18 protein-coding genes are annotated in these 21,268 nt (G+C 67.3%); 8 read left to right on the forward strand and 10 right to left on the reverse strand.

The genetic code is table 11. The features are described from left to right. The first annotated feature begins 1 nt into the window (after position 1). Positions 2–1,381 (forward strand): L,D-transpeptidase scaffold domain-containing protein, encoded by a 1,380-nt coding sequence (locus K3A84_RS14950; protein ID WP_225010147.1) that lies wholly within the window; start codon positions 2–4, stop codon positions 1,379–1,381. Here K3A84_RS14950 and K3A84_RS14955 read toward each other — a convergent pair whose 3' ends face one another. From K3A84_RS14955 to K3A84_RS14970, 4 genes are read right to left on the reverse strand one after another with little or no spacing between them, the layout of a single operon-like run. After that, positions 1,382–2,245 carry a phosphodiesterase gene (locus K3A84_RS14955; protein ID WP_225010148.1) on the reverse strand — a complete coding sequence of 288 codons (864 nt, stop codon included), beginning with the start codon at positions 2,243–2,245 and terminating at the stop codon, positions 1,382–1,384. It abuts the gene before it with no gap. A gap of 10 nt (positions 2,246–2,255) precedes the next feature. Further along, entirely contained in the window at positions 2,256–4,142 is a 1,887-nt protein-coding gene (locus K3A84_RS14960) for a cytochrome c3 family protein (protein ID WP_225010149.1), read from the reverse strand. Between the two features lie 10 nt (positions 4,143–4,152). Then, on the reverse strand, positions 4,153–5,049 hold the full coding sequence (locus tag K3A84_RS14965; protein ID WP_225010150.1) for an SLC5/6 family protein: 897 nt from the start codon (positions 5,047–5,049) through the stop codon (positions 4,153–4,155). Positions 5,050–5,052: 3 nt separating this feature from the next. Then, positions 5,053–7,629, reverse strand: a complete 2,577-nt coding sequence (locus K3A84_RS14970) for a cyclic nucleotide-binding domain-containing protein (protein ID WP_225010151.1) — start codon at positions 7,627–7,629, stop codon at positions 5,053–5,055. Positions 7,630–7,907: 278 nt separating this feature from the next. Between K3A84_RS14970 and K3A84_RS14975 the strand changes: the two genes are divergently transcribed. Then, positions 7,908–8,924, forward strand: a complete 1,017-nt coding sequence (locus K3A84_RS14975; protein WP_225010152.1) for a tetratricopeptide repeat protein — start codon at positions 7,908–7,910, stop codon at positions 8,922–8,924. Positions 8,925–9,141: 217 nt separating this feature from the next. Further along, positions 9,142–9,843, forward strand: a complete 702-nt coding sequence (gene ctrA, locus K3A84_RS14980; protein ID WP_169493779.1) for a response regulator transcription factor CtrA — start codon at positions 9,142–9,144, stop codon at positions 9,841–9,843. Positions 9,844–9,932: 89 nt separating this feature from the next. Here ctrA and K3A84_RS14985 read toward each other — a convergent pair whose 3' ends face one another. Then, the gene (locus K3A84_RS14985) at positions 9,933–10,379 is read right to left on the reverse strand and encodes a hypothetical protein (RefSeq protein ID WP_225010153.1); all 447 of its coding nucleotides are present in this window, start codon (positions 10,377–10,379) and stop codon (positions 9,933–9,935) included. Positions 10,380–10,529: 150 nt separating this feature from the next. Here K3A84_RS14985 and trmB point away from each other — a divergent pair, with 150 nt between their 5' ends. The 4 genes from trmB (at position 10,530) to K3A84_RS15005 (ending at position 13,247) form a co-directional block, all read left to right on the forward strand. Further along, a complete protein-coding gene (gene trmB / locus K3A84_RS14990) occupies positions 10,530–11,246 on the forward strand; it encodes a tRNA (guanine(46)-N(7))-methyltransferase TrmB (RefSeq protein ID WP_225010154.1) in 717 nt (238 codons plus the stop codon). Between the two features lie 76 nt (positions 11,247–11,322). Further along, positions 11,323–12,099 (forward strand): SDR family NAD(P)-dependent oxidoreductase, encoded by a 777-nt coding sequence (locus tag K3A84_RS14995; protein ID WP_225010155.1) that lies wholly within the window; start codon positions 11,323–11,325, stop codon positions 12,097–12,099. A gap of 153 nt (positions 12,100–12,252) precedes the next feature. Beyond that, complete coding sequence (locus K3A84_RS15000) at positions 12,253–12,807, forward strand: hypothetical protein (RefSeq protein WP_225010156.1); 555 nt, start codon at positions 12,253–12,255, stop codon at positions 12,805–12,807. 77 nt (positions 12,808–12,884) lie between these two features. Then, positions 12,885–13,247, forward strand: coding sequence for an EthD domain-containing protein (locus K3A84_RS15005; protein WP_225010183.1), 363 nt, complete (start codon positions 12,885–12,887; stop codon positions 13,245–13,247). Positions 13,248–13,254: 7 nt separating this feature from the next. On the opposite strand, the gene trhO is transcribed toward K3A84_RS15005, so the two are convergent. The 4 genes from trhO to K3A84_RS15025 form a co-directional block, all read right to left on the reverse strand. Beyond that, on the reverse strand, positions 13,255–14,100 hold the full coding sequence (gene trhO, locus K3A84_RS15010; protein ID WP_225010157.1) for an oxygen-dependent tRNA uridine(34) hydroxylase TrhO: 846 nt from the start codon (positions 14,098–14,100) through the stop codon (positions 13,255–13,257). Between the two features lie 22 nt (positions 14,101–14,122). Further along, positions 14,123–15,883, reverse strand: coding sequence for an AMP-dependent synthetase/ligase (locus tag K3A84_RS15015; RefSeq protein ID WP_225010184.1), 1,761 nt, complete (start codon positions 15,881–15,883; stop codon positions 14,123–14,125). Positions 15,884–15,995: 112 nt separating this feature from the next. Further along, positions 15,996–16,172, reverse strand: a complete 177-nt coding sequence (locus K3A84_RS15020; RefSeq protein WP_225010158.1) for a DUF1289 domain-containing protein — start codon at positions 16,170–16,172, stop codon at positions 15,996–15,998. After that, complete coding sequence (locus K3A84_RS15025) at positions 16,169–17,488, reverse strand: M20/M25/M40 family metallo-hydrolase (RefSeq protein ID WP_225010159.1); 1,320 nt, start codon at positions 17,486–17,488, stop codon at positions 16,169–16,171. Before K3A84_RS15025 ends, K3A84_RS15020 begins: the two co-directional genes overlap by 4 nt. 276 nt (positions 17,489–17,764) lie before the next feature. On the opposite strand from K3A84_RS15025, the gene K3A84_RS15030 reads away from it, so the two are divergent. After that, a complete protein-coding gene (locus K3A84_RS15030; RefSeq protein WP_225010160.1) occupies positions 17,765–19,228 on the forward strand; it encodes a DEAD/DEAH box helicase in 1,464 nt (487 codons plus the stop codon). A 766-nt stretch (positions 19,229–19,994) separates the two neighbouring features. On the opposite strand, the gene K3A84_RS15035 is transcribed toward K3A84_RS15030, so the two are convergent. After that, positions 19,995–21,263 (reverse strand): glycosyltransferase family 39 protein, encoded by a 1,269-nt coding sequence (locus tag K3A84_RS15035; protein ID WP_225010161.1) that lies wholly within the window; start codon positions 21,261–21,263, stop codon positions 19,995–19,997. Between the last annotated feature and the right edge of the window lie 5 nt (positions 21,264–21,268).

Below are 21,268 nucleotides of genomic sequence, written 5' to 3' on the forward strand. Positions count from 1 at the left end.
GATGCGGCGGATCGAACAGTCCATGTCGGGCCGTCCGGTCCGCCGTCTCGCCCTCGCGCTGGGGCTTGTCGCCTCGGCGCTGGTGCTGACGCCGGGTGCGGCACTGGCGCAGCTCGCGCCTGCCGATCTGGCGCAGGAACTGGACGACACTGGCGGCGACCTGAGCGACCTTCGCGCCTTCTATGCCGCGCGCGGCTACCGCCCGCTGTGGATTGCCGACGATGCAGTGGGCCCTGCCGCGAAGACGCTGATGGCGCTGATCCACGATGCCAGGCTCGATGGCGTGAAGCCGAAGAAGGCGCGCGAAGGCGATCTGCGCAAGGCGCTCGACCGCGCCGAAGACCCCACGCCCGCCAACCTGCTGCGCGCCGAGATTGCGGCGAGCCGCGCGCTGGCAGCCTATGTCCAGCAGATGCGCAAGGCGCCGCGCGCGGAGATCATCGCCGAATCGCCTGCGCTGATGCCGGTCGTGCCGACCACTGGCGCGGTGCTGCAGATGGCTGCCGCCGCGCCGTCGCTCGATCGCTTCGTGGCGCAGATGGGCTGGATGAACCCATGGTACGCGCCCTTGCGACAGGCCTTGGCACGCGACGATCTGGATGCGCCCACCCGCACCGTGCTTGACGCCAACCTCCAGCGCGTACGCGCGCTCCCGGCTTTCGCCACGGGGCGCTACGTGGTCGTCGATGCCGCTGCCGCGCGGCTGACGATGATGCAGGACGGCAAGGCCGTGGGCACGATGCGCGTGGTCGTCGGCAAGCCCGACATGCCCACGCCGATGATGGCGGGCTTCCTGCGCTATGCCCAGCTCAACCCCTACTGGAACATCCCCCCCGATCTGGTGAAGGCACGGATCGCCCCCAACGTGCTGGGCAAGGGCCTCGGCTATCTCAAGGCCAAGGGCTATCAGGTGCTGTCGGGCTGGGATGACGGGGCCCGCGTGATCGATCCTGCAATGGTCGATTGGCAGGCGGTTGCCACCGGCCAGACCGAAGCCCGCGTGCGCCAGCTGCCCGGCGGCGACAACTTCATGGGCCGGGTCAAGTTCATGTTCCCCAACGCGCAAGGGATCTACCTTCACGATACTCCCGAAAAGGGGCTGATGAAGGAGGACGAGCGGCAGTTCAGCTCGGGCTGCGTGCGGCTCGAAGACGCGCCGCGCCTCGGCCGCTGGCTGATGGGCAAGCCACTGCCGCGCGGCGGCAAGGCGATCGAGCAGCGCGTCGATCTGCCGGTGCCGGTGCCGGTCTACATCACCTACCTGACTGCCGCGCCCGATGCGCAGGGCCAGATCGCCTTCCGCGCCGATCCGTACAACAGGGATGGCCTTGGGCGGGACGGATTGGGCGTTACCGGCACCCGCACCGCCAACGCGCGCTGACTATTCCGCCACTGCCCGGCTGGGGCGTTCGGCCATCATATCCTGCACCATGCCCTGCAAGCGCGCGTCGAAGCGCGCCAGCACGTCCTTGTCGCCCGCGCTGTCCCAGTGCGTGATCAGCTCGCGCCCGTTCCACCAGTGCAGCGCATAGCCCGGCGCATCGGCCACGATCAGCGCGCGCTCGTCGGGGCTGTCGGGATCGAGCGGGCGCAAGTCCAGCCCGACCTGCGGTGCGGTCGACGGGCAGGTGGCGACAAGGTGGCCTTCCCACCGCGCGGTGATGGCGCGGTGGATGTGCCCGCAGATCAGTCCGGTGACGTTGGCGCGTCCGCGCAGGACATGCGCCAGCCGTTCGACCCAGGCCTCGGCCGGGTCGGTGTTCATCCACGGGATGCCCACTTCCATCGGCGGGTGGTGCAGCACGACCAGCGTGCGCTGTTCGGGCGCTTCGTTGAGCCGCGCCGCGAGCCATTGTGCGCGCGTTTCGCAGAACGCGCCGCCGTGACGGCCTTCCTCCAGCGTATCGAGCACCAGCAGCCGCAGCGGGCCGCCTTCGATCGCATATTGCAGGAAGCCATCGGTGAAGGCGACATCGGGAAACACCGCGCGGAACGTCGCGCGCTCGTCGTGGTTGCCCAGCGCGAAGTGGACGGGGAAGGGCAGGCCCTGCAACGCCTCGTCCAGCCGCTCGTAGCTGGCGCGGTCGCCGCGATCGACAAGGTCGCCGGTCAGCAGCAGCAGGTCGGGGCGCGGCTCCAGCGCGGCAAGCTCGGCCAGCACGCGGTCGAGCCGCTGGCGGTTGAACTCGTCGGGCGTGTCCGGCTCGAACCCCAGGTGGATGTCGGTGATCTGCGCTATCAGCATGGGACGACCTCTAGCGCATCACAGCGGGCAGACGCGGGCGATCTGCCACCGCGGTGGTGACGATGGCGCGCTTCTTGCGCTCGTCGGCAGGCTTCCAGGGTTCGCCTCCATCCATGTGATAGGCATGGCACATCGCGCAGCCCGACTTGACCGGGTCCTTCACGTTCGCGCCCGCCAGCTTCGCGCCATCCTCGCCCACGTGGCAGGAACGGCATCCGCCCGGCCCATCGAGCCCCGGCACCAGCAGGTCCGATGCGTCGTTCGAGGTTTTCGCGCGGGTGTGGCACGTGGCGCAGTCGGTCTTGCGGTGGTCGGTGTGGTCGAACCAGCCGACGTGGTAATAGCGCGTGTTCTGCGCCACCTTCTGCACCGCAAAGCCATCGGTCGCCGCGCCGCCGGTGCGGGTCACGGTGTGGCAGTCGAAGCACATGCCGCCCTTGCCGAAGACTTGCGCCACCGCCTGGTCGCCGCGCGTCGGATAGAAATGCACCGCGCGGGCATAGTCCGCCGCGCTTGCCGTGCGTGCGGCATCGCCCGGAATGCGCCGCGCCATGCCCGACAGCATCGCGGGCCGCGTGGGCGCGCCGCCGCGATAGTAGGCGCGCAAGTCGGCCACCACCTGCTCCGGCTGACCATGGCGGAGCGTGCGGAAGGTGCCGCCGATCTGGTCGAAGGTCAGCGAATGGCAGCTCTCGCAGGCTTCCTCCATCACCACCGGCTTGAACCGTGCGCCACCGGCCTCGGCCTTGTGGCAATCCTGGCAGCCCAGTGCGTCGTTTGCGGCGAACTGGCCCGGGCGGCGGCGCACCATCTGCGCCACGCCGTTGCTGTGCGACAGGTGCTGTGCGTGCGTGAACTTCAGCCCGTTCGCTTCCTTCAGCCCCGGCGCCCAGCTTACTTGCGCGAACACGGGCTTGCCGTCCGCCGCCACCGTCCGGATCAGGCTGGGGCGGAACTGGGGATGGGCCGTTCCGAAATCGGCGGCGTCGGCAAGTTTGCTGTCGGGCAAGCGAGACCTCAATCCGTCGTGGCAATCGGTGCAGAATTGCTGCCGCGTGGCGGGCATAGCACCGGCACCTTCATGCTCGGTGTGACATCCGACACACCGGCCTTGCGGACGATTGAACGTGCTCGCCACCGCCTGCGTCAGCCGCGCCATGCCTTGCGGTTCGCCCCGCGCGCGCAGCAGCCGTGCGCCATCTGGAATGTGGCTGTGCGCGTCTTCCTTGTGGCAGGTGAGGCAGGCGTTGTCGGTCACCGCGACGAAGGCCTTGGTGTGGCAGGCCTGGCAGTCGTTCTCAAGGTTGTGGTGGGCAAGGCTCAGGTGCCCCGATTTCCACGCCGTATCGCCATGCACGCCCGCCGGACGCCGCGCGTCCTTGTCCATCGCCAGCGGCTGGTAGGTGGCATAAGTCCAGATCGGCACGGCGAGGAACGCCACCAGCATGGCCAGCGCGAACACCCATGCCGACGCGCGCTTGCCCGGCAGCAGGCCCTTCAGCGTGAACGCGCTGCCCAGGTCGATGTCCTCGGCGCTTTCCGAGACCGCTTCGATCCGGCGCACGGTGATCACCGGCGCGCCGCTGTCGGCATCGCGCGAGACGGTCAGGCGGTGCCCGCCAAAGCCCAGCTCCGCGCCCACGGCGGGATCGATCGTGCGGCTCTTGGTGCTGCGCCCGTCGGCCTCGAAGGGTTGTTCGCCCAGCGATTCGACCAGCAACACCCCGTCGCGCTCGATCCGCGCCCGCGCATGGCGGGGGTCGACCGCGAGGTCGGGCAGATGGACGGCGCAAGCCGAATCGCGGCCGATCAGCAGTTCGTCGCCCTCGATCGTGGATGGGCGGACGATCTCCTCGCCGTTGGACTTGAGCGCGATCTGGCGGACCAGGAACGTCATGGCTTGGCCCTCACCAGTAGAAGAACACGGCGACGACATGCGCCGACAGCGCCGCGATCAGGGCAAAGGTCACCGGCACGTGGACATAGAGCCACGCCTGCAACCAGGTCTTGAGCTTGAGGTGCCGCCGCATCCGCGACAGCATCGCTTCCTTGCGCGTCAGCAGAGCGTCGACCTTGTCGAGCGGATCGTCCGCCCGGCGCGGCAGGAACGCCCGGCGCTGGCGCAGCTCGCCCGCCGCTGCGCGCGTCGCATCCTTGGGATAGCGCCCGGTCAGCCGGTTCCAGAACGTGCCCGCGAAGGGATCTTCCTCAAGGCTGCGGTTAACCAGCACGGCGTTCTCCGCATCCAGCGGCTGCGCGGCATCGTGGATCTGCCGGTCGAGCGAGCGGATCGCCTCGACCATCTGCTTTTCGGTGATCGCGCCTTCGGCGTCATAGCGGTTTTCCGACAAGGCGCGCGGCAGCGTGGCATAGACCCAGATGCCGAACATGCCCGACACGATCACCAGCATCATCAGCGCCCAGGCCAGCGTGTGCACGTTCCAGCCGAAGGCAAAGCCCGAATGCAGCGTGCCCACCACGATCAGCAGCAGGCCAAGGTAGACGTGTGCGCTCGTCCACGCCTTCAGGCTCCAGCGCCCCGGCGTGATCGCCCGCTTCCTCACCCCCAGCATGGTCAGCCACAGGATCAGCAGCGCGCCGATCGTGCCCAGCGTATAGCCCAGCCAGCTCGATCCGAAGTGCGTGCCCGGCAGCGGCACGAACAGGTAGAGCCCGATCAGCAACGTCGCGAGCGCGGCGGACAGCTTGAGCCAGCGATAGTTCCGATGCGCGAGGAAGCCCTCGTGCGTGGCGGTGCGCTCGCGGCTGGCGCCGGTGCGGCGGCGCGGGGCAAGGCTCGCCATGGCTCAGGCTCCCTCGTTCTCGAGCCGTGCGACGGTCAGGAACTCGTCGGGCGAAACGCGGATCGCCGCCCCGGTCGGGCACGCGCGCACGCAGCTGGGGCCGCCCTCGATGCCGGCGCACATGTCGCACTTGATCGCCTTCTTGCGGTCGAGCGCCTCGTCCACCGCCGGATCGCCGGTGTACTTGGTGTTCTTCTTCGACCACTTGTACGGCGGCTCGCCGGGGCCCGGCCCCTTGCCGAGGAACAGCCAGCTCAAAAGGCCCGGCTTCTTCGGCGGCACCTTGTCCATGCGGATCACGCCATAGGGGCAGTTGCGCTGGCAATTGCCGCAGCCGATGCAGGTATCGTTGATGCGCACTTCGCCGTCCGGCCCGCGCTGGATCGCGTTGGGCGGGCAATCGGCCATGCAGTGCGGGTGTTCGCAGTGGCGGCAGCTGGTGGGCACGTGCAGGTGGGCGAAGCTCTTGCCCGCCTCGCGATCGAGCCGCGACAGGCCGTCATGGCTGTCGGCGCAGGCCTTTTCGCAATTGTCGCAACCCACGCACAGCCGCTCATCGATCAGCAGCACGTCGGTCGCTTCGCCCAGCCCTTGCGAAACGAGGAACTTGGCCTGTTCCGAATAGAGATCGACGACGCCCGAAAAGCCGTCCTTCTTCGATTCGACGAAGGCATTGGTGCGGCGGCGCACCTCCATGTCCTTGCGCGCGCGTTCGAGCAGCGCGGGCTTGGCCGACAGCACGCGCGAAAACGCCTCGCCGTCGATCCTTATCACTTCGCTCTTGATCGCGGCGCGTACCGTGGCGGTGCGCTGGCCGCCGTCGATCAGCGCCATTTCGCCGACATAGGAGCCTGCGGGCAGGTATGACAGGAACACCGGCTTGCCGCCGACTTCCTTCTCCACGATCATTGAGCCGACGCGGATGACGTAGATGTCCTTGTCGTCGTCGCCTTCCTTGATGATCGCATCGCCCGCGCGCACCGAGACGATCTTCGCCTTGTCGACCACTTCGGCCACGTCTTCCTTGACCAGCCCCGATCCGAACATCTGCAGCAGCTGGCGCTCGATCGAGATGCGCTCGATCGCGCGCTTGGCGCTCGGCACCTGGCTCTGCAGCTTGAGCGCGGCGTTGCGGCTGATCTCGACGCAGATGCAGTCTTCCGCCGCCACGATCGTTGCGCCGCGCCGCCGGCCCGAGATCAGGCCGACTTCGCCGAAGATCGTGCCCGTCGGAATCGGCACCACCTTGCTCGCATCGTTGGGATCGAGCCGCACGTGGACCGATCCGTCGGCAATCGCGAACAGCGACGATCCGGGGTCGTTCTTCTCGAAGACCGTCGCGCCCTTGCGGTAGAAGCGCGCGTCCGAATCGAGCATGAACTCGCGCAGCTGCAGCGTGGTCATGCCTTCGAGGATGGTCACGCGGCCGCGCAGGAACTCCAGCCAGTCGTTGACGCTGCGATTACCGGGAAGCCCTGCGAACTTGGCCTCCAGCAGCGGCTCGTCGGCGGGCTTCAACGTCCGGTTGCCCGCGATGAACTCGACCACGTCATAGCCCTGGTTCATGCAGTGCTTGATCAGCGGATAGCCGGCCAGCGCGCCGATCACGAAGATGCCCGGTGCGCTCGATTCGAACTGCGGCGACAGCGTGGGGAAGGCGAGGCGGTCGGTGCTGGCGAACTCGATCCCGCAAGCCTCGACAAAGCCGCGCGGCGGGGCCGAACCGATGCGGGCGATGATCCGGTCGCAGCGGATGCGCTCCTCGCCATCGCGGGTGTTGAGCGTGATCCAGCCCGGCTCGATCGCCTTGGTCTCGGTTTCGTAGCGGATGGTCAGCTTGCCCGCGGCGTCGTCCTCGGCCAGCGCCTTGGCATTGGGTTCCTTGGCCGTGGCGAAACTTTCGCGCACGTTGGCCGACTTGGGATTGCGGTTGAGGATGGTGACGACGTTGCCCTGCGCCGGGTCTTCGGCAAGGCCGCGCGCGTTCTCGATTCCGGCATCGCCCGTGCCGACCACCACGATGTGTTCGTCGAGGATCGCGGTGGGATCGTCGAGCTGGTAGGTCACGTGCGGCAGGTCGAAGCCGGGGCAGCGCATCAGGTTGGGGTTGCCCTGCGTGCCGATCGCCAGCACGACCGTTTCGGCCATGACCGTCTCGCCATTGGTCAGCTCGATCGCATAAGGCGGGGCGTGGCGCTGGATTTCCTTTGTGGTGGTCGATCCGTCGCGCGCGCGGGTCACGATCTTCTGGATCGAGCCGGGAATCGCCTCGCCGGTGCCGCGGATCGCCTTGACGTCGGCATCGTACTTCACGTTCACGCCCAGTTCGGCGGTGCGCGCATTCCACTTTTCGAGGATGTCCTCGCGCTTGCCCGCGTCGAATTCCTGGTCGGAGCGCAGGATCAGCTGTGATGGCGTGGCCATCACGTGCTTGCCCTTCTGGTATTTGAAGATCGTGTCCGACAGGTGGTCGGTCTTTTCGAGCAGGACATGGTCGAGCCCGAGCTGCGCCGCCCGGCTCGCCGCGCTCATTCCTGCGGGGCCTGACCCCACGATCGCAACCTTGTAGACCACACTCACCGGCGCGCGTCCCCCGCCATGCAGGGCGACCGGCGCCTCGTCCGTGCGCCATCTCCCCCCGTCTTTTCTGTCGTTGTTGATCGGCGCGAACCCGTCTGGTTTGCAAGCTTAGCCCAAGCATGGCGCTTTGCCACCTGCAAATCGTCCCGGTATCGGCGCTATGTTCGACCTGCTTTTCCAAGGGCCTGCGGTGCGGCTTGCGTACCCGCCCGCCGCCGCGATATGCGCGCAAGGCATGGCACGGCGCGTCACTTCCCGACGCGGTGCAGGAGCGTGGAATGACCGAGGCCGAGATCCCGTCCAGCAGCGCCGATGCGGGCGATGATGCAGGCACCCGGCCTGCCGGGCGCGCGGGCAAGCTGCTGCTTGGCCTGGCCGCCGTGGTCGCGCTTGCGGCGGGCGGGGTCGCCGCCTTCCGGCAGCCGCACGAAAACGTCGCGCAGATCCAGCCGCAACCGCCGGTCCCGATGGAAAGCCAGACGCCTTCGGTCGATGACGTCATCGCCAAGCTGGAAAAGCGGCTGGCCGACAATCCCGACGATGCCGAAGGCTGGCGCATGCTCGGCTGGTCCTATTTCCAGACCGAACGCTATGCCGAAGCCGCGACCGCGTTGAAGAAGGCGACGAAGCTCGATCCCGAACACGCCGAGACCTTCTCGTTCCTGGGCGAGGCGCTGGTGCTCGCCAGCAACAAGGAAGGCCGCATCCCGCCCGATGCGCGCGCCGCCTTCGACAAGGCCCTGAAGCTCGACCCCAAGGACGCGCGCGCGCGCTATTTCAAGGCGGTCGCCATGGACCTCTCCGGTAACCACCGCCGCGCGATCAAGGCCTGGTTCGCGCTGCTGGCCGATACCCCCGCCGATGCGCCCTATGCCGAGGACATCCGCAAGGTGATTCGCGAGGTGGGTGCCAAACACAAGATCGAGGTCGAGGAGCGCCTCGCCGAAGCGCAGTTCGCCGCGCCCGCTGGCGGCATGACGACCGACGGCGCGAAAGTCGCCGCGGCGGGAATTCCCGGTCCGACCAGCGCCGACATGAAAGCCGCCGCCGGACTGCCCAAAGGCCAGCAGGAGGCGATGATTCGCTCCATGGTGGACGGGCTCGAAACGAAGCTGAAGAATCGCCCAGACAATGCCGATGGCTGGATCATGCTGATGCGCAGCCGGATGCAGCTGGGCGAACCTTCGCGCGCGGCGCAGGCGCTCAAGGACGGGCTGGCCGCCTTTCGTAACGATCAGCAGAACGCGCGCCGCCTGCGCGAAGCGGCTTCCAGCATCGGCGTGGCCGGGGCGTGAGCCTCGGTGCCGGCCCGTTTCTGGCCGCGCCAGCGGTATTGTATAAGGGCAATCCCTTAAATTCGGTATCGAAGTGGCAAACGATTTTCGTCGCACCGCGCCACTTACGATAAATTAACCTTTATCGTTCATTCCTCCTATGGTTAATGGGGCGCACGTCCGGTCCGAGAAGGTTTCGGGATTGCGCTGGGGACTGGCATTTATTTGGGGGCGCTTCATGCGTGTGCTGCTGATCGAGGACGAGCCGACGACCGCCAAGGCGATCGAGCTCATGTTGAGTGCCGAGGGTTTCAACGTCTATTCCACCGACCTCGGGGAAGAAGGCCTCGATCTGGGCAAGCTCTACGACTACGATATCATCCTGCTCGACCTGAACCTGCCCGACATGCACGGGTATGACGTGCTCAAGAAGCTGCGCGTCGCCAAGGTGCAGACGCCGGTGCTGATCCTGTCGGGCATCTCGGAAATGGACAGCAAGGTCCGCTCGTTCGGCTTCGGCGCCGACGATTACGTGACCAAGCCCTTCCATCGCGAAGAACTCATCGCCCGCATCCACGCCGTGGTGCGCCGTTCGAAGGGCCACTCGCAGTCGGTCATCCGCACCGGCAAGCTTTCGGTCAACCTCGACGCCAAGACCGTCGAGGTCGACAGCGCCCGCGTCCACCTGACGGGCAAGGAATACGCGATGCTCGAGTTGCTCTCGCTGCGCAAGGGCACCACGCTGACCAAGGAAATGTTCCTCAATCACCTCTACGGTGGCATGGACGAGCCCGAACTCAAGATCATCGACGTGTTCATCTGCAAGCTGCGCAAGAAGTTGGCGCATGCCTGTGGTGGTGAAAACTACATCGAAACCGTCTGGGGCCGCGGCTACGTGCTGCGCGATCCCGACGACATGAGCGCGATCGAAGCGGCCTGATCCGCTTTTCACGCCATCCCCACGAAGTACCCCCGACGGCCCGCGCTCCCTGGCGCGGGCCGTTCTTTATGCCCGCCAGGTCTGCCGGATCAGCACTTGTAGCGTTCGCCAAGAATGATCGCGCATCCCTCTTCGACGTTCATCGTCCAGTCCATCGCATCATACCCGCCTTGCGGATAGTTGCCGCCACCACCTGCGCCGTACTGGACGACAAGCGTCAGGCGGTAGTTCGGGTTGCCCTGGCCGTTCACCCGGGCAGGCTTGCCGTTTTCATCGGCGAGTAACCAGTATTTTATAGGGATCGGTGCGACCATGTGCGGCTGGAAACTGCCGGTTCCATCGGCTCGAAGCTCGACCAGCGGCTCGCCCTTCTTCTCGTAACGGTACGTTCCGAAAAGCTCCTCGGGAAGCACGGTCGTCACGGGCGTGGATGCACCGTTGAGCGGAACGTGCTGGATTTTCTGCGCATATACTTGCGGTGCACCCACCAGAATTACGGCAAGTGCTGAACAAAATGTGGCTTTGCGGTGCTGCATATCTTCTCCCGTCTCTGAGAAATCTGCCCGATTTGCAGTATGGTCCAAGTTAGATGCTGCACGGTCAATTTTGCAAGGCATCGGTTGCGCATCTACCGCTCGCGCCGTCTCCCATTGACCCCTGCCCCGGACCCTGCCAACGGCCCCGCCATGACCGCCCACAAGCCCGGTGACCCGACCACCATCAACCGCCTCTATGGCCGCGCCAAGGGCAAGCCGCTGCGGCAGGGCCAGCAGGCGCTGGTCGACAATCTCCTGCCGCAGATCGCGGTGCCCGCCGAAGGGCCTGTGACCGCGCAAGGCCTGTTCGGGCGCGATTGCCCGCTCCATTTCGAGATCGGCTTCGGCGGGGGCGAGCACATGGCCTTCCGCGCCGACATGCTGCCCGACCACGGCTTCATCGGCGCTGAGCCATTCCTCAACGGCGTGGCGCAGGCGCTGACCCACGTCGATGGCGATGGCGGCGCGCACCCGCCGATCCGCAACGTGCGCATCCACCACGGCGATGCGCTCGAAGTGCTGCGCCGCATTCCCGACGGCTCGCTCTCGTTCCTCTACCTGCTGCACCCCGATCCCTGGCCCAAGGCGCGCCATGCCAAGCGCCGGATGATGAACGATGGCCCGGTCGATCTGTTCGCGGCCAAGCTGCGGCCCGGTGGCGAATTCCGCTTCGGCACCGATCACGCCATCTATCTGCGCCACGCGCTGATGGTGATGCAGCGCCACACCCACCAGTTCGAATGGCTGGCGCAGGAGGCGCGCGATTTCCAGGTGCGCCCCGGCGGCTGGCCCGAAACGCGCTACGAACACAAGGCCCGCACCGTCTACGGGCACGAAGTCTGGTACTTCCGCTACCGTCGCCGCTGATGCGGCTTGCTCCTGCCCGCTTTTCATGCAGTCATGCCTGACCAGAAAAGACAGGCCAAAGGGCAAGGAGAGCAGGATGCAGGACAAGGACCCCGCGCGCAGCGTCGCCGGATTGACCGCGATCGTCACCGGCGCGGGCAGCGGCATGGGGCGTGCCACTGCCGAAGTCTTCGCGCGCGATGGCGCCAACGTGGCGCTGTGCGACATCAACGGCGAAGCGGTGGAAAAGGTGGCGGCCGCGATTCGCGCCGCGGGTGGTTCGGCGCAGGCCTGGCCGCTCGACATTACCGATCGTGGTGCGCTCGAAGCCTTCGTGGCCGACGTTGCCGCGCGCTTTGGCGGGATCGACGTGGTGGTGAACAATGCCGGCATCGCCAGCGCCACGCCGCTGGAGGATCCGAACTACGACGCGGTGTGGGACCGCACCATCGCCGTCCTGCTCACCTCGCACCAGCGCATGATCCGCGCCGCGCTGCCCTGGCTGCGCAAGTCGAAGAGCCCGCGCATCGTCAACATCGCTTCGACCGAGGCGCTGGGCGCGACGCTGCACCAGAGCGCATACAGCGCGGCCAAGGCGGGCGTCACCGGCCTCACCCGCAGCCTTGCCGTGGAGTTCGGCAAGGAAGGCATCACCGTCAACTGCATCTGCCCCGGGCCGATCCTTACCGGCATGACGGCCGCGATCTCGGATGAGCACAAGGAGCTTTACGCCAAGCGCCGCACCGCGCTGCGCCGCTATGGCGCACCCGAGGAAGTCGCGCACATGACGCTCAGCCTGTGCCTGCCCGCCGCCTCGTTCCTGACCGGCGCGACCATCCCGGTCGATGGCGGGCTGATGGCGCGGAATGCCTGAAGCCGGAAAACACGGTTACCGCTTCCGGCTGAAGGTCTCGGGCAGCCTTCGGATCGCTTGCTTAAGCCGGTTCTAACCACGCAGGGCCCATCGTTCCCGTGCCGCGCCGAACCATTCCCCCCGGTTCTGGCGCGGCACGGAGCCGAGCCAGCGATGACCTACCACGATCCCCATGGCCCCGCTGGCAGCAGCGGCGGGGCGGGGCAGATCCTGTCCGAAATGCGCGAATTCGCGGGCTTTGCCGCGGGCACGCAGCGCTACATCCGCCGCAGCCTCGATGTCGGCCTCGCCCGCCGCGATGCCTTCCGGTTGTGGGCGCGCGATGGCGTGGAGGCCGCCTCGATCCGCACGCAGACCATCCTGTACCAGGATCTTGCCGTCCTGCGCCGGATGCTGCCCGAAGGGCCGGGCCCGTCAGGCCTCGAACCCTTCGTGGGCAAGCTCGTGCGCCTGTCCGCCTTCGATCTCGGGCAGGACCACCTCGAAAGCTTTTCAGCCTACCGCTTCCTCTATGAACGCTTGGCGGGCGCCGCGGTCCGTCCGTGGCTGCCGGCCGCGTTCTGCGCCGCGGCCGCGCTGCCGCAGATCGAACCGGCACGGCGCAAGGCCCTGCTCCAGTCGATCAGCGAAGCCGCCGCGACCGCGCCCGGCTGGTCGACCCGCCCGCCGCGCTTCTTTCCCGAATTCGTCGAGATGGAAGCTGCCTGAACCGCTTGCTCCCCGCGCCCTCCTGCGCCACGATCGGTGGCAAACAGCAACCTGCCGGGAGAGGCACCTTGATCAAGATGGTCTACTGCATCCGCCGCCGCGCCGATCTCTCGGTGGAGGAATTCCAGAAATACTGGCTCGAACAGCACGGGCCCAAGGTGCGCTCGGTCGCGGCCGAGATCGGCGCGCGGCGCTATGTGCAGAGCCACACGCGCCTGCCCGACTACAACGAATCGTTCCGTCCCACGCGCGGTCTCAAGGAAGGCTATGACGGCATCACCGAACTGTGGTGGGACAGCATGGAGGACTTCGCCAAGGGCAATTCGCCGGCAGGGCAAGATGCCGCGCTGATGCTGCTGAACGACGAGCGCAACTTCATCGATTTCGCCAATTCCTGCGTGTTCATGACCGAGGAATTCGAGATCTTCGCGTTGGGCTGAGGGCGAATCAGGCGGGGTGGCTGGCCGTGGAGGTGCAGGCCGGGCACTCCGCGTCGCTGGCACCCACGGGCCGACCGCAATCGCGGCAACTGCGGAAATCGCCCACCTTCAAGCCGTGGCCGATGCTCACGCGTTCGTCGAATACGAAGCATTGCCCACGCCACAGGCTTTCGTCCTCGGGCACGGTTTCGAGGTAGTTGAGGATGCCGCCTTTCAGGTGGAACACCTCCTCGACGCGCTCGGCCTTGAGGAAGGCGGTCGATTTTTCGCAGCGGATGCCGCCGGTGCAGAACATCGCGACCTTGGGCTGCCGTCCTTCGCCCAGCAGCCGGTCGCGCTCGCGCCGGAACCACTCGGGAAATTCGCGGAAGCTGGCGGTCCTGGGGTTGATCGCGCGCTCGAACGTGCCGATCGCCACTTCGTAGTCGTTGCGCGTGTCGATCACCACGGTGTCCGGGTCGGCGATCAGCGCGTTCCAGTCCTGGGGCGAGACATACGTGCCGACGCTCGCCAGCGGGTCGATGTCGGGCACACCCAGGGTCACGATTTCGCGCTTCAGCCGCACCTTCAACTTGCCGAAGGGCCGTTCCGCCGCTGTCGAATGCTTGACGTCGAGATCGGCGCAGCCGGACAGTGCGCGGATGTGGTCGAGCACGGCGGCAAGCCCCGCCTCGCTTCCCGCGATCGTGCCATTGATTCCCTCGCGCGCCACCAGTAGCGATCCGATCACGCCCTGCGCCTCGGCCAGCGCGCGCAAGGGTGCGATCAGTGCCGCCGGATCGTCGAAGCGCGCGAAGCGGTAGAGCGCGGCGACGCGCCAGGGCGCGGGAAACGGGGCGGCAGGTGAATCCATGCCGCCAGCCCTTAATCGTCCGTCAGGCCTTGTACAGCCCATCGATTCGCGCGCCGTAGCGTTCGCGGATCTTGTGGCGGCGGATCTTCATCGACGGGGTCATTTCCTCGTTGTCGATGCTGAACGCCTCGTCGGCGAAGGCGAACTGGCGCACCTTCTCGATCACCGACAGGTCCTTGTTCACCCGGTCCACCGCACCACGCACCGCGTTGCGGAAGGCGGGCAGGTCCTGCAATTCCCTGAAATCGAAGTGCTCGCCCTGTTTGCGCGCCCAGTCGAGCGCCCATTCGGGATCGGGCACGATCAGCCCGACGACATAGGGGCGCTTGTCGCCCGAAACCATCGCCTGCGCGATCTCGGGCTGCAGCGTCAGCATCCCCTCGATCTTCTGGGGAGAGACATTGTCGCCCTTGTCGTTGACGATCATGTCCTTCTTGCGGTCGGTGATCTTGATCCGTCCGCGGTCGTCGATGTGGCCGATGTCGCCGGTGTGGAGCCAGCCGTCGACCAGCGTGCGCGCCGTCTCGGCCGGGTTCTGCCAGTAGCCGTGCATGACCAGTTCGCCCCGCACGAGGATTTCCCCGTCGTCCGCGATCTTCACCTCCACGCCCTTCATCGGCGGGCCGACCGTGTCCATCTTCAGGCCTGCGCGCGGGCGGTTGCACGAAATCACCGGCCCCGCCTCGGTCTGGCCATAGCCTTGCAGCATGGTCAGCCCCATCGCGTCGAAGAACACGCCGACTTCGGGATTGAGCGGCGCTCCGCCGGAAACCATCGCCTTCATCCGCCCGCCGAAGCGCGCGCGGATCTTGGGCCGCAACGCCGCGTCCAGCAGCAGGTTCATCGGCGCGTCGGCCAGTCGCTTGCGCCCTTCGGCCTTGCGTGCGCCGATCGCCAGCGCCCGGCCCATCAGATAGTTGGCAAGGCGTCCCTGCTTTTCCACCTGCTTCATGATCCGCGTGCGCAGCACTTCGAACAGGCGCGGCACTACCACCATGATCGTGGGCCGCGTCTCCTCGATGTTGCTGGCAAGCTTCTCCAGCCCCTCGGCGTAATAGATCTGCGCGCCGATGCCGATCGGCAGGTACTGCCCGCCGGTATGTTCATAGGCGTGGCTCAACGGCAGGAACGAGAGGAACACCTCGTCTTCCACCCCGAAGTCCTCGACCAGGATCGTCGCCGCGCCCTCCACGTTCGCCAGGATCGCGCCGTGGTGCTGCATCACCCCGCGCGGCGCGCCGCCGGTGCCGCTGGTGTAGATCAGGCACGCGGTGTCGCCGCGCTTGATCCGGGCAATTCGTGCATCCACGCCTGCGCGCGCTGCCGCTGCATCGCCTTTGGTGAGCGCCTCCCATTCGTGGAATGCCAGCACGCCCGCCTGCATCCGCTTGAGCGGCTCGATCCCGATCACGTGCTCGACACAAGGCGAGCGCAGCGCGGCGGCCAGCAGCGGGGCCGCCAGCTTGGGGCTGGAGACGATCACCGCCCGCGCGCCCGAGTTCTCGAGGATGTGCTGGTGGTCGCGCTCGGTATTGGTGGTGTAGGTGGGCACCGTCACCAGCCCCGCCGCCATGATTGCAAGGTCGGCGATGCACCATTCGGGGCGGTTCTCCGAGACGATCACCACCCGGTCGCCGTCGTTCAGGCCGAGATCGCGCAGAGCCTGCGCCAGCAGGCATACCTTGTCCGCCACCTGCCGCCAGCTCTGGCTGCGCCACGCGCCCTCGCGCTTGGCCGAAAGGAACGGCGCATCCCCGCGCGCGTCGGCGCGGTCCAGAAACATCGCGACAAGGCTCGAATAGCCGGCAAAATCCGAAAGCTGTACCAAGTGCGCGATCCTCGTCCCCGTTTTATCGGGCAAGCCTAGAGTCCCACCGCTGTAACGGCAAGCCGCGTCAGGTGCGTGACCGTGCCGCCACCGCGTCGAGAATCCCGCGCTTTTCCGCCGCACTCGCGCCCAGCCATGCGCCGATCTCTGCCAGCGTGCGCGCGCACCCCCTGCACACCTGCGTCGCCGGATCGATCGAACATACCCCGGTGCAGGGGCTGGCCGGATGTGCCTGCCTGCTCACCGCCTTTCCGCCGCCAGCCGGCTCATCAGCAGCGCCGCGCGCTTGGCCTGCAGCCAGATCGAGGGCACGTCCACCGTCTCGGCGGGCGTATGGTCCCCGCTTGATGCCGGGCCGAGGCCCGCCAGCCCCGCCACGTCCGCCGCCACGAAGCTGATGTCGCCCGCGCCGCGCTTGGCCGGATCGAGCGCAGGCATCGCGGGCAGCCCCAGCGTGGCGTTCACGCCGTTGAGCTTGTCCAGCAGCGCCTTGTTGGCCTCGGTCGGCGCCATTGGTGGATAGCCGTCCTCGAAGGTCAGCGTCGCCGTCGCCCCCGGATAGGCGCGCGCGACGATGGCCTGCATCTTCGCCACCGCCGCGGCGTGCTGTTGCGGTGACAGGGTGCGCAAGTCGCCCCGTGCCAGCGCCTGCGCGGCGATGATGTTGGTCTTGCCGCTCGCCGCGATGCGCGCCTGATCGGCATCGAGCGCGGCCTGCGCTCCGCCGCCGATCAGCCCCACGTTCAGCGTCAGGTTCGGCTCGGGCACTTCGGCGCGGAACGCGGCGAGCATCCGGGCGAGGGCATAGATCGCGCCATCGCCGTCGGCGCCGAATACCCCGCTCGAATGGCCGGACTTGGCCGTCACGTTCAGCGTCCACGAAAAGGCCGAACGCCGTGCGATCGAACCCATGTCGGTCGGGATGCCATCGGGGCCGCCCAACCGCACCAGCCCCTCGAAATCGAGCGCCGCGTCCGCGCGCTTGCCCGCCGCCACCAGATCGGCACGCGCCACCGCCTGCGGGTCGCCCGCGTCTTCCTCGTCGCCGGTCAGGAACACTTCGATATTGGCCTTCTTCAACGTGCCCGCCGCCTGCATCGCGCGCAACGCAGCCACGATCGTCACCACGCCGCCCTTGTCGTCGGCGACGCCCGGCCCGGTGGCCTTGTCGCCTTCGCGATGGAAGGTCTGGAACGGCGAATCCGGTTCGAACACCGTGTCGGTGTGCCCGATCAGCAGCAACCGCTTCGCCCCCTTCGCGCCGGGATGCGTCGCCAGCAGATGCCCCGCGCGCCCGGTCTGCTCCATCGGCAGGAAGCGCACCTTGAAGCCCAGCGCCTCGAATTCGGGCGTCAGCATGGCGATCACCGCCTTGTTGCCGGCCACGTTCCGGCTGCCCGAATTCTGGTTCACCAGCCGTTCGAGCAGGGCGAGGGTGCGCGCTTGCTCCTTGTCGACCGTGGCGGTCATGGTCCGCTCCGTACCGGTGGGGGCGGCGGCACTGGCGGGCAGTGCGGTGGCGGAGATGATGGCGGCGAGCAGCAATCGGGTCGTGTTCATGGGCCGAGCATAGTACTGGCGCTGGCCATTGCCAGCACCCGCGCGCGCAATATCCTTGCTTTTGCGGGCAAAGCGTTTATATGCACCGCAGCAAGACCGGCGACGGAGCCTTTCGTCGCACGCTCGGGCAGCGTGAGATCCGCCATTTCGATATGGTGAGATCCGCCCCAGCCGCACGGTCTTTGCCTCACCTGCTTCCCCTTTCACGCACGGGTCGCGCGAACGACGACCTGTCGCGCGCCCATTCGTTGGCGCGCCAACGAAAGACTTGTTTTCATGTCCTATTTCTCTGAACTCGGCCTGGCCGAGCCCATCCTGCGCGCGCTCGAAACCAAGGGTTACAACGACCCGACGCCGATCCAGCGCCAGGCGATTCCCGCGCTGCTCGAAGGCCGTGACCTGCTCGGCATCGCGCAGACCGGCACCGGCAAGACCGCCGCGTTCTCGCTGCCTTCGCTTCACCGCCTCGCCGCGAATCCCCAGCCGCGCAAGCCTGCCTCGTGCCGGATGCTGGTGCTTTCGCCGACCCGCGAACTGGCTGCGCAGATCGCCGACAACATCAAGGGCTACGCCAAGAACCTCAAGCTGATGGTCGATTGCGTCGTCGGCGGCGTGCCCATCGGCAAGCAGGCCCGTCGCCTCGTCGGGGGCACCGACATCCTCGTCGCCACCCCCGGTCGCCTGCTCGACCTGATCGACAACCGCGCCCTCACGCTCGGCCGCGTCGAGATCTTCGTGCTCGATGAAGCCGACCAGATGATGGACCTCGGCTTCATCCATGCGCTCAAGCGCGTGGCCAACCTGCTGCCCAAGACGCGCCAGTCGCTGTTCTTCTCGGCCACCATGCCCAAGTCGATCGAAGACCTCGGCAAGCAGTTCATCCAGAACCCGGTCCGCGTCGAAGTCGCCCCGCAGGCCACCACGGCCGAGCGCGTCGACCAGTTCGTCACCTTCCTCAACCAGGCCGAAAAGCAGGCCCTGCTCAGCTTGCGCATCCGCGCCCTGCTGGCCGACAAGACGCTCGACCGCGCGCTGGTGTTCACCCGCACCAAGCACGGTGCCGACCGCGTGGTGCGCAATCTCAACGCTGCCGGGATCGATGCGCGCGCCATCCACGGCAACAAGACCCAGGCCCAGCGCACCGCCGCGCTCGAAGCCTTCCGTCAGGGTTCGTCGCCCGTCCTCGTCGCCACCGACATCGCTGCGCGCGGCATCGACGTTTCGGGCGTGTCCCACGTCTTCAACTTCGAACTGCCCAACGTGCCCGAACAGTACGTCCACCGCATCGGCCGCACCGCGCGTGCCGGCGCCGATGGCGTGGCGATCAGCTTCTGCGGGCCCGATGAAAAGGTCTATCTGCGCGACATCGAAAAGCTGACCCGGGTGAAGCTCGATCAGGTCCCCCTGCCCGAGAACTTCCTCGCCGAAGCAGCCAAGCTGCCCTCGGCCAAGCGCACCCCCGAACAGATCCAGCAGGACGCCCGCCGCGAAGAACGCGATCAACGCGGCCGCTTCGGCGATCGTCGCGATGGCCGCGGCGGCGGTGCTGGCCGGGATGGGGGACGCGACGGCGGTCGCGGGCGTCCGCAGGGCCAGAAGCCGCAGGGCCAGCGCCCCGCTGGTGACGCTCCGCGTGGTGCCGAAGGCGAACGCGCCGAGGGCGCCAAGCCCCGCCGCTACCATTCGAGCGGCGCCCCCGGCGTTGGCGCGCACCGCAACAAGGTGCGTCGCGCGAGCTGAGGGGAAAGGGGAATAAAGGCAGGGATTTACCATCCCTGCACCCTGTTCACGTCTCCCGGCGACGGGGCAGCGCAAACCGCACCCTCATTCGGATCCTCCCCGTTTTTGTGAAGCACAAATGGGGAGGGGAATGAAACGCAGCGCCTGACCTCCCATCCCGCAAGCGGGAGGGGCCGGGGGTGGGCAAAGCGCCACACCAGCGCCGGAAGACGTAATGGGAGCGCGAGGGGGTAACCCCCTCGCATCTGCCCTTCTTCCCCCAATCTTGACAAAACAAACCATATGGGTTAAATACCCTCCCCACGGACCGGGAGCAGGCATGGCCGGCTTCGCTTTCGCTCCTTCGGGGTCAGCCATATGGCCAAACCCCGACGCGACCGGTGCGGGTTCGGCTTCGCGGGGGCGCTGGATCTTCCAGTCGCATGGGCGTTAAGCCCCAAGTCCCCGGGCAAACCCAGGCCAGAGCAACGGATGTGCGGATGTGGTGCGGTGGTTCAGCCGCGTGCATGCGCTTCGCGAAGGCCCCGACCGGGCAACGCAGGGGCCGCAATCGCCCATGCCATCCCCGGTCTCTCCCTTCACGAACATATCGCTACGGACCGGGCCGCAAGCGAGCCGCCGCCCGGGATCGAGCCGCCATCCGAACCAAGGCTGTGCCGGAACGGAGACAACGCCCCGTCCGGCCACTCGCCCAACGCGTTACCGCCCTTCCCTCGCGGCGCCCAGCAATGGCGCCCGCGCCGGTCGCGCAGGTCCGTCTCGCTTCCTAAGGCAAAACGTCCGGGTTCGCCGCCGGACGATCGGCCGTGCGCCAACGGCGCGCCGCGCGCCCCTCCATCCAGAACACCAGCGCGCTCGCTGCCGCCATGAACAGGAATGGCATGGCGGGGAAGTGGAAGCGTGACTGCCCTGAAAAGACCACGCAGATCGCGCTCGGGTATGCGGCCATGGCGTAGGGGAGCAGCCACCAGTCGATGGCGCGCAGGGCCGCCCGCCGCCGCGCGCGCAAGGTCAGTGGCACCGCGAGCGTCGCCAGCGCCAGCACGGCCCAGTAGAGCGCCTGGTTGGCGGCGCGAATCAGCAGGAACGGCTCGGGACGATAGTGTCGCGCGCCGATTTCGTAGGCCCAGACGCCTTCGCCATCGGGCCCCCACAGCTTGAACAGCTTGCGCGGCATCAGCGCGGCGAATCGCATCGGGTGGGCCTTGATCCACGCCACGCCCAGCCGTCTGGCTTCGGCGTCATAGGCTAGTTCGGAAAGGCCGCGCCGCGCATCGAGCGCCTTCACCACCGGGTCCTCTGGCGTGAAGCCGCCTTGTGCGCTGTCGTTGTTGCCGGTCAGCAGGGTGATCCCGCCATTGGTGGAAACGGCCACGAAATGCCCCAGCGCGCGCTCGTTGCGCAGCGACCAGGGCAGCACCACCAGCCCCGCCAGTGCCAGCACCGTGGCGCCGCGCAAGGCGAGGGCGGGAAGGCGTCGCAGCGCATCGCCCTCGCGCAGCAGCGCTATCCCTAGGAGGAGCGGTACGACCACCAGCGTCTGCGCCTTGACCAGCGTGGCAAGCCCCAGCACCAGCCCGGCCAGCAGCGTCCAGCCCCATCCGCTTCGCACCAGCAGCCAGCAACTCGCCAGCAGCAGTAGCGTGTAGAACACCTCGGTCAGGGCCAGCGGCACATACAGCGCGGCATTGGGATAGAGCGCATAGCCCAGCAGCGCCAGCCGGGCGGCGCTCTCCGATCCGGTGACTTTCCGCGCGAGGTCGAGCAGCAGCCAGCCCGACAGGAGCGCCGAGGCAAGGTTCAGCAGGCCGACGGTCCAGATCGAAGCGCCCGCCAGACGGAACGCCACGGCCAGCGCCATCGGCCAGCCCGGCGGCCAATAGGCGGTGGCGTGGCCATCGTTCGCGAGATAGCCCAGCCCCGCGGCAAGGCTTACGGCGCGGGAGTAGTAGAAATTGGCGTCCGAGGTCGGCGTAACCACGAAGCTCATCGCCGCCAGCCGCAGACCTATCAGCAGCGCGAACGAAATGGCCATGAACC

The organism is Novosphingobium percolationis, assembly GCF_020179425.1.
Lineage (GTDB): Bacteria > Pseudomonadota > Alphaproteobacteria > Sphingomonadales > Sphingomonadaceae > Novosphingobium > Novosphingobium percolationis.